The sequence below is a fragment of the Kutzneria kofuensis genome (genome assembly GCF_014203355.1).
Lineage (GTDB): Bacteria > Actinomycetota > Actinomycetes > Mycobacteriales > Pseudonocardiaceae > Kutzneria > Kutzneria kofuensis.
Window position 1 is genome coordinate 7,245,473 of the sequence record NZ_JACHIR010000001.1, and the last position, 12,346, is coordinate 7,257,818.

General features: G+C 71.1%; 14 protein-coding genes. 9 read left to right on the plus strand and 5 right to left on the minus strand.

Going from position 1 to position 12,346, the window contains the following annotated elements; translation table 11 throughout:
• Positions 1–2 precede the first annotated feature (2 nt).
• Positions 3–326 carry a hypothetical protein gene (locus tag BJ998_RS33065; RefSeq protein WP_184867238.1) on the plus strand — a complete coding sequence of 108 codons (324 nt, stop codon included), beginning with the start codon at positions 3–5 and terminating at the stop codon, positions 324–326.
• A 32-nt stretch (positions 327–358) separates the two neighbouring features.
• On the opposite strand, the gene BJ998_RS33070 is transcribed toward BJ998_RS33065, so the two are convergent.
• A complete protein-coding gene (locus BJ998_RS33070) occupies positions 359–1,168 on the minus strand; it encodes a zinc ribbon domain-containing protein (RefSeq protein ID WP_184867239.1) in 810 nt (269 codons plus the stop codon).
• A gap of 85 nt (positions 1,169–1,253) precedes the next feature.
• Here BJ998_RS33070 and BJ998_RS33075 point away from each other — a divergent pair, with 85 nt between their 5' ends.
• The 3 genes from BJ998_RS33075 (at position 1,254) to BJ998_RS33085 (ending at position 4,085) form a co-directional block, all read left to right on the plus strand.
• Positions 1,254–1,913: a phosphoribosylanthranilate isomerase gene (locus BJ998_RS33075; RefSeq protein WP_184867240.1), complete on the plus strand. Its 660-nt coding sequence runs from the start codon at positions 1,254–1,256 to the stop codon at positions 1,911–1,913.
• 40 nt (positions 1,914–1,953) lie between these two features.
• A complete protein-coding gene (locus BJ998_RS33080) occupies positions 1,954–2,487 on the plus strand; it encodes a VOC family protein (RefSeq protein ID WP_184867241.1) in 534 nt (177 codons plus the stop codon).
• A 377-nt stretch (positions 2,488–2,864) separates the two neighbouring features.
• A complete protein-coding gene (locus BJ998_RS33085) occupies positions 2,865–4,085 on the plus strand; it encodes an epoxide hydrolase family protein (protein ID WP_312890441.1) in 1,221 nt (406 codons plus the stop codon).
• 73 nt (positions 4,086–4,158) lie between these two features.
• On the opposite strand, the gene BJ998_RS33090 is transcribed toward BJ998_RS33085, so the two are convergent.
• Positions 4,159–4,611, minus strand: a complete 453-nt coding sequence (locus tag BJ998_RS33090; RefSeq protein WP_184867243.1) for a MarR family winged helix-turn-helix transcriptional regulator — start codon at positions 4,609–4,611, stop codon at positions 4,159–4,161.
• 515 nt (positions 4,612–5,126) lie between these two features.
• On the opposite strand from BJ998_RS33090, the gene nthB reads away from it, so the two are divergent.
• The 4 genes from nthB to BJ998_RS33110 all read left to right on the plus strand — a co-directional run bounded on the left by nthB (position 5,127) and on the right by BJ998_RS33110 (position 8,259).
• Positions 5,127–5,798 (plus strand): nitrile hydratase subunit beta, encoded by a 672-nt coding sequence (nthB, locus tag BJ998_RS33095; RefSeq protein ID WP_184867244.1) that lies wholly within the window; start codon positions 5,127–5,129, stop codon positions 5,796–5,798.
• Positions 5,795–6,391: a nitrile hydratase subunit alpha gene (nthA, locus tag BJ998_RS33100; protein ID WP_184867245.1), complete on the plus strand. Its 597-nt coding sequence runs from the start codon at positions 5,795–5,797 to the stop codon at positions 6,389–6,391. The genes nthB and nthA overlap by 4 nt, the downstream gene beginning before the upstream one ends.
• The gene (locus tag BJ998_RS33105) at positions 6,388–6,726 is read left to right on the plus strand and encodes a nitrile hydratase accessory protein (protein WP_184867246.1); all 339 of its coding nucleotides are present in this window, start codon (positions 6,388–6,390) and stop codon (positions 6,724–6,726) included. Before nthA ends, BJ998_RS33105 begins: the two co-directional genes overlap by 4 nt.
• Positions 6,727–6,801: 75 nt before the next feature.
• Entirely contained in the window at positions 6,802–8,259 is a 1,458-nt protein-coding gene (locus BJ998_RS33110; protein ID WP_184867247.1) for an MFS transporter, read from the plus strand.
• Positions 8,260–8,299: 40 nt separating this feature from the next.
• Here the strand turns inward: BJ998_RS33110 and BJ998_RS33115 are convergent, their stop codons facing one another.
• Both BJ998_RS33115 and BJ998_RS33120 read right to left on the minus strand, forming a co-directional pair.
• Entirely contained in the window at positions 8,300–9,724 is a 1,425-nt protein-coding gene (locus BJ998_RS33115) for an aldehyde dehydrogenase family protein (RefSeq protein ID WP_184867248.1), read from the minus strand.
• Positions 9,725–9,748: 24 nt separating this feature from the next.
• Positions 9,749–10,828: an NAD(P)-dependent alcohol dehydrogenase gene (locus BJ998_RS33120; protein ID WP_312890442.1), complete on the minus strand. Its 1,080-nt coding sequence runs from the start codon at positions 10,826–10,828 to the stop codon at positions 9,749–9,751.
• Positions 10,829–10,969: 141 nt separating this feature from the next.
• Here BJ998_RS33120 and BJ998_RS33125 point away from each other — a divergent pair, with 141 nt between their 5' ends.
• Complete coding sequence (locus BJ998_RS33125) at positions 10,970–11,641, plus strand: Crp/Fnr family transcriptional regulator (RefSeq protein WP_184867250.1); 672 nt, start codon at positions 10,970–10,972, stop codon at positions 11,639–11,641.
• 128 nt (positions 11,642–11,769) lie between these two features.
• Here BJ998_RS33125 and BJ998_RS33130 read toward each other — a convergent pair whose 3' ends face one another.
• Complete coding sequence (locus tag BJ998_RS33130) at positions 11,770–12,345, minus strand: SMODS-associated NUDIX domain-containing protein (RefSeq protein WP_184867251.1); 576 nt, start codon at positions 12,343–12,345, stop codon at positions 11,770–11,772.
• Between the last annotated feature and the right edge of the window lies 1 nt (position 12,346).

The following is a 12,346-nucleotide window of genomic DNA, read 5'->3' on the forward strand; positions in this document are numbered from 1 at the left end:
CGATGGGCGACAAGTTCGACATGGGCGGCGCGCACATCAGCGGCAGCGCGATCGGCCACCGTGCCACCGTCAACAACTACGGCGGCGCTCCGGACGCGCTGCTGGCGGCCCTGGTCGAGCGGCGCTCGGACCTGCTCGGCGACGCGCCCGCCGACCGCCGCGACGACGTGCGGGCGCGGCTGGACGAGATCGAGGCGCAGCTGCGCAGCCGCCGGCCGGACAAGGAGGTCGTGCGCAGCGGCTGGCAGCGCATCGCCGGCATCGTCGGCGTGCTCAGCGAACCCGTCATGGAGGTCACCAAGCTGATCGCCAAGTTCCTGGCCTGACCAGGTTGTGGTGTCTTCAGGACCCGCTGACCTCAGCGGGTCTTGGAGTTGCCGGCGGGGCCACCGGTGTGCGTCAGGCGACTGGCGTAGCAGTCGTCCTCCGCGAAGCCCTGTTGGTCGCACCACGCGTTGGCCGCGTCGGCGGTGCCGAAGGTGGAGGCCTGCACCGTGACCCAGAAGTCCTTGCCGGAGAAGTTGTTGTAGTCGTTGGAGTTCAGCATGATCGCCTGGGGGAAGCGGGCCTTCAGCGCCGTGAAGTCGGCCATGATCTCGGGGTAGCCGAACTGCACGCCGTTGACCACGAGGCCGAGCTTCTTCGACGAGATCTGCGGAACCCACTGCCCGACAAGGGATTCCGCGGTGGCGTGGTCGGCTGCCACCTCTCGGGCCAGGTCCGCCTCGGTCGGCGGCGTCGGGGTCGTCGTTGTCGTCGGTTCCGTTGTGGTGGTGGTCGTGGTTGTCGTGCTGGTGGTCGTCGCGGCCGGCTGCGCGCTGGTCGTGGCCGGCGGCTGGGCCGCCTGGCTCGTGAAGCGGGGCAACAGGAAGACGATGACGCCGGTCGTTGCCAGCGCAAGCACGGCGACGCCGGCGACGATCGGGAGCACCAGGCTCCGGGTCGGCGCCGAGTGCCGCGGCGGGGGCGGCGGCGGATACGCCTGGGTGTCGGGAACCGGCCGCTCGTGCGGCCGGGGCTCGGCGACGGGCGGCGGATACGCGAGCGGCCGGCTGATCGGCTGCGGCTGGTCGATCGGCGGCTGCTGCTGCGCGACGGGCGTCCCACACGATCCGCAGAACCGCGCGTAGGGGCCGAGCTCCCGTCCGCACGTCGGGCATGCGGTCATGGCAGTTAGTTCGCCGCCGGGACGGTCACGTTAGCCGGGTGAACTCGAATGGGGGAAGGCCGTGACCACGTGTACGGTGCGGCTCATGGGGAGCGCAACGCCCGTGAAGATCTGCGGCCTGACCAGGCCCGAGGATGTGGACGCCGCGGTCGGGGCGGGGGCCGACGCGATCGGCTTCGTGCTCTACCCGCCGAGCCCGAGATACGTCACGCCGCAACGAGCCGCCGAGTTGGCCGCGCGGCTGCCGGCGTTCGTGACGCCGGTGCTGCTGTTCGTGAACACGCCGGCCGACGAGGTGATCGCCGCCGCCTCGGCCGTGCCCGGGGCCCTGCTGCAGTTCCACGGCGACGAGACGCCCGAAGACTGCCTGGCCGCCTCGCAGCAGGGACAGCGTGCCTTTCTTCGTGCGGCACGGATCCCGCTCGACCCCGATGCGCCGCCGTTCGACCTGCTCGGCTTCTCGAAGCGGTTCGACCGGGCGCGGGCGATCCTGCTGGATGCTCACGTTCCGGGTTACGGCGGCGGTGGCCAAACCTTCGACTGGTCGCTGCTGCCGGCCGCGCCGGACGCGCACCTCGTGCTGTCCGGCGGCCTCACCCCCGACAACGTCGCCGCCGGCATCGCCGCCCTGCGGCCGCTGTGCCGGACCCTCTCCGTGGACGTCAGCTCGGGCGTCGAGGCGGCCAAGGGGATCAAGGACCACGGCCGGATCCGGGCCTTCGTCGACGCGGTGGCGAGTTGTTGAGCATTCAACTACACTGGTGGTGACCCGAGAGGAGAGCACCATGCCGCAACCGGAAGGCGCCGAGCTGGAGGCCGTGCGGGCCCGCCGCGAGGAGCTCAAGGCCAAGTACCTGCGTCCCGTGGGGGAGCGCCCCGCCACGCCCGTCCGGGGTGTGCACCACATCGCCCTGGTCGCCAAGGACGTCGAGGCCACCGTCCGCTTCTACCAGGAGTTCCTCGGCTTCCCGCTGGTCGAGCTCGTGGAGAACCGCGACTACGCCGGCTCCAGCCACTTCTTCTTCGACCTGGGCAACCGCAACCTGCTGGGCTTCTTCGACTTCCCCGGCCACCCGCACCCCGACTACGTCGAGACCATCGGCGCCGTCCAGCACCTGGCCCTGTCCGTCGACGCCGAGCACTTCGCCGCCATCAAGGCCAAGCTCGACGCCGAGGGCGTCGAGTACCTCGGCCCCGACCGCGGCGTCGAGGACAGCATCTACGTTCGCGACCCCAACGGAATCGGCCTGGAGTTCTACCAAGAGGAACTCGGCATTTTCAACGGCGAGTCCCTGCATCTCGACGGCGCGGCTGATTGAGCGCCCGTGGCCTGCCGGTGCTCGGCTGCCTTCCCCTTCCCGGTCGCGACTGAGAATCGGTAGCGGCCGGGCGGCCGGCAGGAGTGAGTCAGCCGTTTGCCAGGGGCGGGGCTCCGGAACGGCCCCGTCAACCGGTTGTCGGGCCGCGCACTACGTCACCCTACGCTGATCGTGTAAGTCATTGAGCGCTGGTGACCGCGCTCACCATTCACTCGCTTGACCCGCCGGATTTTCTTGGGGAATCTGAATGATGTCGCGCCCGATTGGCGTGGCGGAATTCATGTGATCCCGGTAGGGGTGGTGTCATGCCTGAATTGTTTTCGTCGCGGTCGAGACGCGGATTCCTGGCCACTTCGGCGGCGGCGATCGTGGGTTCCGTGGCTGTGCTGTCCGCCCGGAACGCCGTCGCCGCCCCTGACGGCTCCGGCATCCGCCCGTTCCGGGTGCGGTTCCCGGAGAGAGACCTTGTCGACCTGGCACGACGGGTGCGCGCGACCCGATGGCCCGACCGGGAGACCGTGCCCGACCAGACGCAGGGCGTGCCGAGGGCGACCCTGCTGCGGCTCGCGGACTACTGGACGTCGCGCTATGACTGGCGTCGCGTCGAGGCTCGTCTCAACGCGCTGCCCCAGTTCATGACCGCCATCGACGGGCTGGACATCCACTTCATCCACGTCCGGTCCAGGCACGACAACGCCCTGCCGCTGATCGTCACCCACGGCTGGCCCGGCTCGGTGATCGAGCAGCTGAAGATCGTCGGCCCGCTCACCGATCCGACTGCGCACGGCGGCAGCACCGCCGACGCCTTTCACCTGGTGATCCCGTCCATTCCCGGCCACGGCTTCTCCGGCAAGCCCACCACGGTCGGCTGGAACCCGGACCGCATCGCCCGTGCGTGGACCGAGCTGATGGTGAACCGGTTGGGCTACAACCGATTCGTCGCGCAGGGCGGTGACTGGGGCGCGTTGATCACGGACAGGATGGCCGTGCAGGCGCCGCCCGCGCTGATCGGCATGCACACCAACCTGCCCGGCGCCGTCCCGCCCGCGTACGACAGCGCGATCCGTGCCGGTGCCATGCCGCCCGCCGGCCTGCCCGCCGACGAGAACGCCGCCTGGCTTCAGCTGTCCGACCTGTACTCGAGGCACGTCGCCTACGCGCGATTCATGGGCACGCGGCCGCAGACCCTGGCCGGGCTGGCCGACACGCCCGTGGGGTTGGCCGCGTTCATGCTCGACCACGATGTTCGCAGCCTGGACCTCATCGCCGCCGCCTTCGCCGGCCACCCGGGCGGCCTCAGCCGTGACGACGTGCTGGACAACATCACCCTCTACTGGCTGACCAACACCGCGGTGTCCGCCGCACGGCTGTACTGGGAGAACCCCGACTCCGTGGTCGCCGCCAAGGGCGTCCGCGTCCCGGCCGCCGTGTCGGTGTTTCCCGACGAGGTCTATCAGGCGCCGCGCGGGTGGGTCGAGAAGGCGTACCCGAACCTGTTGCGGTACAACAGGGTCGCCAAGGGCGGGCACTTCGCGGCCTGGGAGCAGCCCCAGCTGTTCGCCGAGGAGCTCCGGGCCGGCTTCCGCCCGCTCCGCTAGGTCGTGTCGTCGTCGCTCGGCCGCGTCGTTCGCGACCGGGGTCCGCGCGGGTGTGACGGCGCGAGCGTCGACCTCACTCGGCCCAGGGCTCGAAGCCGGTGTGCAGGACGGCTTCGAGGGATCCGCGCAGTTGTGCCGCGGCGACGGCGCCGAAGCGCTCCTCGAAGGAACCTTGCACCGCTCGCCACAGGGGTAGTGCCGCCTTGAACCGGGCCAGGCCGTCCGGTGTGATCGTCACGATCCGTGCGCGGCGGTCCGCTGCCGACGGCTCGACGGTCACCAGGCCCTCCCGTGCCAGCGGCTTGAGGTTCGAGGCCATCGTCGTGCGGTCCATGGCGATCATGTCGGCGAGGCTGGTGATCGTCATCTCGCCGTGGGCCCTGAGCTTCTGCAGGATGCTGAACTGCGTCGCGCGCAGGCCGGCCGGGGCCAGGGCCTTGTCGTACGTGGCGCCGAGGTATCGGGCCGCCTTGCGCAGCGCCAGGTTGTTGCACGCGATGTCGAGGTCCTTCGACGTGCGGGTCATCGTCTCCTCCAGAAGCCTTCCCCACCCATGTTAGGAGCATGTCCTCGCATACGCGCATTGCGGCACCGGACCGACGTGCCGGCGTTCCCGGCGAATGATCGTCAAGGCGGCCGCGGTGCCAGGCCGGCGGCCGGGGACGGGGTGTCGGGCAGAGCCATCGGGGTCAGCCTCTCCAAGGTCTCGTGACTGCCCTTGCCGTATGATCATTGTGAGCATATCGGCGTAACTGGCGCGTGTGTACCCCTCGCTCCTTCGGAGTTCGCGTCTCGACGGGCCGTTCGCCGGGGAAGCGTCCTTGCTGCTGGCAACCGGTGCGCTGGCCCCGGTTGCCGATCCTGGTTCACGCCCTTGCCCCCTCGTAGATAAGAGCATATGCTCCTACTTGCGGGCGCCGAGACGCCCCCGCTCGTGCCGGTGGACGGATCGACGCCGATCCGTGTCCTGACCGGACGACGCCGGCCGAACGCGATCCGACCGGATTCTCCTGCTCCTGCAAGCCAACGAGAGGTTGTGCCGTGGACGGTGTTGCCGACATGGGAGGCGCCCCGAGGTGGGGCCCGGTGCATCCACCGAGACGCCATGAGCCCGTCTTCGGCGAACCCTGGCAGGGCCGGGCGTTCGCGCTGGCGATTCTGTCCAGCCGCATCGCCTGCGGCGGCGTCAACACGGACGCCTTCCGACACGCCCTGGAGCGCCTCGACCGAGCCGCCTACCTGGGCGACGGCTACTACGGGCGCTGGCTCAACGGCGCGGAGCTGATGCTCACCGAACGTTCCATCCTGGCACCCGGCGCCGTCGAGGCCCGCGCCCGCAACCTGCGTGGCGAACACGTCGACGAACCGCCGATCCCGGAACCCGACCGTCCCCACTACGCGCCGACAGCCGAGGGCTCGCTGCGGGCCGTGGACACCGTGCCCGCGTTCGCTGTCGGCGAGTCCGTGCGCGCCAGGAACATGTCGGTGCCCGGGCACACCCGGTTGCCGGGCTACATCCGGGGGCATGTCGGAGTCGTCGAGTCCCGCCAACCCGCAGCGGTGCTGCCGGACACCAACGCCCACTTCCTGGGCGAGAACCCGCAACACGTCTATTCGGTGCGGTTCGACTCACGCGAACTGTGGGGCGCGGACGCCGACCCCTTCGCGCTCACCGTAGAGCTGTACGAGAGCTATCTGGAGACCATCTCATGACCCCGACCGGACCGGACGCACCCCTTCCCGTCGCCCTCCGCGCCGAGGCGCTCGAGCAGCTGCTCACCGAGCGCGGCCTGATCGACCCGAAGGTGATGAACGGGATCATCACCAACTACGAGAGCAACGTCGGCCCGCTCAACGGCGCCAAGGTCGTCGCCAGGGCGTGGACGGACCCGGAATACCGGCGGCGGCTGCTCGACGACGGCACCGCCGCCATCAAGGAGCTGGGCTTCTCGGGTACGCAGGGCGAGCACATCGTCGTCGTGGAGAACACCGCGACCACCCACAACGTGGTGGTGTGCACCCTGTGCTCCTGCTATCCGTGGCCGGTGCTCGGACTGCCGCCGAGCTGGTACAAGGATCCCGCCTACCGCTCCCGAGTCGTGGCGCAGCCGCGCACGGTGCTGTCCGAGATGGGACTGGACCTCGCCGACGACGTGCGGATCATCGTCCGCGACTCGACCAGTGAGGTCCGCTGGCTGGTGCTGCCCGAACGGCCGGCGGGCACCGAGCACCTGTCCGAGGCGGAACTCGCGTCGCTGGTGACCCGGGACGCGATGGTCGGCGTGGCGAAGGTCGAGGCGCCGTGACCGCGCCGCTGGAGATCGAGGGACCGGCCGCACCTCCGCGGTCCAACGGCGAACTGGTGTTCGCCGAGCCGTGGGAGAGCCGCGCCTTCGGCATGGCTGTCGCCCTCTACGAGGCAGGCGCGTTCACCTGGCCGCAGTTCCGGTCCGAGCTGATCGCCCGGATCGCCGCCTGGGAAATCTCGGGGGCCGCGGACGAGCCGTACAACTACTACCGGCTCTGGCTGGCGGCGCTGGAAGAGGTGCTCGCCGGCCTGTGCGCCGTGTCCACCGACGAGGTCACCACACGCGCCCGAGCCCTGGCCGGACGTCCCGAGGGACACGACCACCGGCACTGACGCACCGGTGTTGTTCATGCCCTACCCGCGTCGTGGGCATTCGGCCCCTCGCGCGGCCCACGTCTAGGAGCATCGATGGCCATCCCCGAGAGCCCGGGAAATCTGGGCCTACCGACCCTGCCGGCGGCATCGGCCGCGGTCCCGGAGCAACCCCAGGACCCCGCGGCGCGCCGGCACGCGCTGCGTGTGCTCGCCCTGAGCAGCCTCGGCGTGTTCGTGGTGTTCCTCGACACCACGATCGTGAACGTCGCCTTCGAGACGATCGGCCGCGGCTTCCGGACCACCACCGAGCACCTGAGCTGGGTGCTGAACATCTACAGCCTGGTCTTCGCCGCGGCGCTGATCCCCGCCGGCCGCCTCGCCGACCGCTACGGCCGCAAGCGAGTCTTCCTCATCGGGATGACGGGCTTCGCCGTGACGAGCGCGCTGTGCGGCCTGGCCGTGAACGTGCCGGTGCTCATCATCGCCCGTGCGCTGCAGGCGGCCTTCGCCGCGTTGGCCATTCCGGCCTCGCTGGCGCTGGTGCTGCCCGAATTCCCGGCTTCCCGCCGCTCCGTCGCCATCGGCACCTGGGGCACGATGGGCGCGGCCGCCGCGGCGGTCGGTCCCACACTGGGGGCCCTGCTCGTCCAGTACGCCTCGTGGCGCTGGATCTTCCTGGTGAACGTGCCGATCTGCGCGCTGGTCCTCGTTGTCGGGCTGCGGCTGCTGCGTGAGACCCGCGAGCCGGGCGCCCGGGGGATACCCGACCCGGTCGGGGCGGTGCTGATCGCGGCGGTGCCCGCCGCGCTGAGCCTGGCCATCGTCGAGGGCCCGAGCTGGGGCTGGTCCGACCCCCGGGTGATCGCCGCCTTCGTCGTCGCCACGGCGCTGTTCCCGGTCTTCCTGTGGCGCACCCGGGCCGCCGCCCGGCCCGTGATGGACCTGGCCCTGTTCAAGGTCCGTCAGTTCCGGCTGGTCAACGCGGCGTCGCTGGTGTTCTCCGTCGCGTTCTACGGTGTGATCCTGAGCAACATCGTCTTCCTGCAGACGGTGTGGCACTACCCGGTGCTGACCGCCGCACTGGCCGCCGCTCCCAGCCCGATCCTGACGATGATCGTCGCCCGCCCCGCCAGCCGGCTGGCGCACACCTACGGGCACCGGATCGTGCTCCTCGCCGGGGCCGTCCTTTTCGCGGCGGCCCAGGGCATGCTCGCGTTGACGATCTCGAGCGAGCCGCACTGGGCCGTCCTCTGGTTGCCCGCCATGGTGGTCACGGGGACCGGCATCGGGATGTCGCTGCCCGTGCAGTCCGGCGCTTCCGCGAAGTCGCTGCCGCCGGCCCGGTTCGCGGTCGGCTCGGCGATCAACCAGAGCTTCCGCCAACTCGGCGCCGTCCTCGGCGTCAGCATCTTCGCCGCCGTGGCGGGGACGCCGGGAGCCGGTGCGACGCCCGACGCCTTCCACCACGTCTGGTGGATCTTCGGTGCTCTGGCCCTGGCCGGTGGGCTGCTCGTGTGGCTCCCGCCCCTGCGCCGCACGGCAGCCGCCTAGTGCGCCCCGCGTGTCACGGGACGCCCGGCCGGGTGGCCGTTCACTTCCGGCGCGGCGGGCCGGCGATGACCTGGAGCTCGGTGAAGCCGTACAGCCCCCACGGGCCGTTCTCGACGCCGAGCCCGCTCCACTTGTGCCCGCCGAAGGGCAGGTGCGGCCGCACGCCGGCGCCATGGCTGTTGATGGACACCTGGCCGCTGTCGATGTCGGCGGCCAGGGTCAGGGCGCGGTCGGGGTCGCCGGACCAGACGGACGCGGTGAGGCCGTAGTTGGTCCGGTTGGCGCGGGCGACGGCGTCGGCTTCGTCACGGTAGGAGAGAACCGGCAGCACGGGGCCGAACTGCTCCTCGTCGACGATGCGGATGCCGTCGTCGACACCGTCGAGGATGGTGGGGGCGTAGAAGTAGCCGGGGCGGTCGAGCGGAGCGCCGCCGGTGACGGCGCGGGCGCCGTGGTGCAGGGCGTCGGAGACGAGAGTGGTCACGCGGTCGAACTGCGGACGGTTGTTGATCGGACCGAGCTGTGCGCCGTCCACCGTCCCGTCGTCGACCTTGATCGACGCGGCGATGCCGGCGAGGGCCTCCACCAGATCGGCGTGGATGCTCTCGTGGGCGTAGACCCGTTTCACGGCCAGGCAGACCTGGCCGTTGTTGCGGAACGCGCCCCAGAAAAGCTGCGGCGCGATCTCGGCCACGTCGACGTCGGGCAACACGATCGCGGGATCGTTGCCGCCGAGCTCCAGCGTCACCCGCTTCAGGTCGTCGGCGGCGGAGGCGGCCACCTTCTTGCCCGTCGCGGTGGAACCGGTGAAGCTGACCTTGCGGGGCACCGGATGCGCCACCATCGCGGCGCCGAGCGGGTCCCGGCCCGTGACGACGCTGAGCACCCCGTCCGGGAACACCCCGCGCAGCGCCTGGCCCAGGGCCAGCGTGGCCAGCGGCGTGAACGGAGAAGGCTTGAGGACGATCGTGTTGCCGGCGCGCAGGGCCGGCGCGATCTTCCAGGCGGCCAGGGCGAGCGGGAAGTTCCACGGGGTGATGGCGGCGACGACGCCCAGCGGCCGGCGGACCACCTCCTGGTACGCCTCGGCGTCGTCCTGGATCACCTCCCGCGGCACCTCGAGGTCGGCGTAGTAGCGCAGCCAGGCCGCGGCCGCCCAGACCTCCTCCGCCGCTTCGTTGATCGGCTTGCCCTGCTCCGCGGTGAGCACGGGCGCCAGCTCGCCGGCCCGCTGCTCGACGGCGTCGGCGGCCGCACGCAGGGCCGCGCGCCGCGCGCCCTCGTCCCGCCGCCAGTGCTGGAAGGCGTTCTGCGCCGTGGCGAAGACGGAATCCAACGCCTTGTCGCCGATCTGGGGCGCCTGCGCGAACACCTCCCCGGTGGCGGGGTTGACGACGTCGAAGGCGCCGTCGGCGGCGAAGTCGAGCGCGTCCGCGGACACGATGTCGGCGATGGCGGAGGCCATTGTGTGCTCCTTGTGGGGGCGTTGTCAGGGCAACAGAACGGGTTTGATCGTCGCGCCGGAAAGTGAGTCCGCCTCGGCCGCGTCGATGCCGGCCAGCGGGTAGGTGCGGATGAGCCGGTCGAACGGGAACCGGCCGTCCCGCCAGAACCCGATCAGCCGCGGGATGAAGACCTTCGGCACCGCGCTGCCTTCGAGGACGTAGGTGACCGTCCGCCCGGCCAGCTTCGACGGCGGCACCGTCAGCAGCCCGGGGCCGACGCCGGCCAGGACCGCCTTGCCGCGCCGCCCGAGCACCGCGATCGCGTCGCCGATGACCTTCTCGACCGCCGTCGTCTCGAAGCTGAAGTCCATTCCCGCCACCTCGGCGGTGATGTCGCCGTCGCCACCCCGGACGATGCGGGTGGCGCCCAGCTCCTTCGCCACGTCCAGGCGGGATTCGAGGAGATCGACCACGACGATGTCGCGCGCCCCGGCGAGCTTGGCCGCCATCACCGCCGCGAGCCCCACCGCGCCCGCGCCGAAGACGGCGATCGACTGCCCCGGGGCGAGCCGCATCTCGTTGAGCACGGCACCGGCGCCGGTCTGCATGCCGCAGCCCAGTGGGCCCAGCAGTTCCAGCGGGAGCTCGGGATCGACCACGACGACGTCCCGTTCCGAGGCCACCGCGTGCCGGGCGAAGGAGGACTGGCCGAACCACCGATTGCGCACCGGGCCACCCGCGCTGTCGGTCGCGCCGGTGCTGCCATCGGGATAGCCGCCGCTGACGTTCCGTACGGTGAACTCCTCGCAGTACGCGGGGGCTCCCAGCAGGCATTCGCGGCACGTCCCGCAGGAGGCGAAGCTCAGCACCACGTGGTCGCCGGTCCGTACGCCGCTGACCGCCGCGCCGACCGCCGTCACGATGCCGCTGCCCTCATGCCCCAGCACCACCGGCGCCAGCGCCGCGGCCATCGCCGGGTCGCGCAGGATTAGGTCGGTGTGGCACATGCCGACGCCGGCGATCTCCACCAGCACCTCGTCCGGCCGGAGGTCGGCGAGAGTGATCTCCTCCAGGGAAAAGCCCTGGTCGAAGGAGCGGAGCACCGCCGCCCGGGTTGTCGTCACCGCATGCCTCTCGTTCGCGGATGCATGCATACCGTATCCACGGCGACACCGGGGCAGCACCACGCCGCGGCCGGGCGGGCAAAGCCTTCGTCACCAACCGACGTCTACCGTGGTTGCGCACACAACGAGGGGGCGGCCCACATGATTCCGGCCCGGGGGAGCCTGCTGTCCTACCTGTCCGAAGCCGACCGGAAGCACCTGCTCACCGGCGGGGTGCGGCGGGTGTTCGCGGCCGACGAGGTGCTGATCCGGGAGGACGACCCGTCGGACTTCCTGCACGTGATCGTGGCGGGCTGGGTCCGGGTGTCGACGCTGCTGGCGGACGGGCGCGAGCTGGTCTACGCCTTGAGAGGCCCGGGTGACGTGCTGGGGGAGTTGGCCGCGCTGCACGGCTGGGAGCGCACGGCGTCGGTGCGGAGCCTGGAGCCGACGACGGTGGTGCAGCTGACCGCCGCCCAGTTCCAGGCGTGCCTGCGAACCCGGCCGGAGATCGCCATCGCGGTGATCAAGTCGCTGGCCGTGCGGCTGCGTGAGGCGGAACAGGCCCGTGTCGGCTCGGTGGAGCTGGACATCAGCCACCGCCTGGCCCGCCACCTGGCCGTCCTGATGTCCGAACGCGGCCGTCCCACGGCCGACGGCATCGCCATCGACACGCCCTTCACGCAGGAGGAGATCGCCAGCCAGCTCGGTGCCTCCCGACGGGCCGTCGCCCGCGCGATGGCGATGCTGCGGGCCCGCGGCGTGCTGACCACCGGTCGCCGCCGCATCGTCGTCGGCCGGCCGGACGTGCTGAGGTCGCTGGCCCGCATGTGAGCCACATGGCACGTTCGCCCCGTGTCACACGGCACTGTGCCGGATCCCCGCCCGACGCATGCTGACTTCGCCGTCAAAGGGAGGGGAGATCATGGAGAGTCACGTCATCGTGCTCATCGCGGGAATCGTCAGGGGCTGACCGGATTGCCGAGCAGGTGGGCGGCGTGCGGCGCGACCAACGCCGTGCCGACACGGCCCCGGGCCACCTCCTGCGCGCTCGCGGACAACACCGTGTGCACACGGGGATCCGCCGCCAGCGCGAGGAGTCGGTCCCGCACCGGGCTCACCAGGTCGTAGAACTCGAAGCCCCGCAGCTCCAGCGTCGAGCACTCGACCTCCGTCCGTAACCGATCGAAGCTCAGGTTCTGGCCGGGCACCCCGAGCTCGGCCAGAACCTCGGCGAGCACGCGCCGCAGGCACTCCTCCCCGTCCTCGCGGTACGCCCCGCTGGAGAACCACCGCACGAAGCCCTCGACCGATCGCGTCGGCAGGGACCCACGCAGGTGATGGTCGTTGTCGCCGGCGAAGCCCAACCGCCCCAGCACATCCGCCGCCGGCCCCGCGTACCGGATCACGCCCCCGGGTGGCGCGAACGCCCCCGGCCGGGTCTTCGACTCCACCAGCACGATCCGGTCGTCCTCACGGACCCGTAGCACCGCCGCGCAGCACACCCGGACCGGCCGCGCCCGTCGTTGCCAGAACACG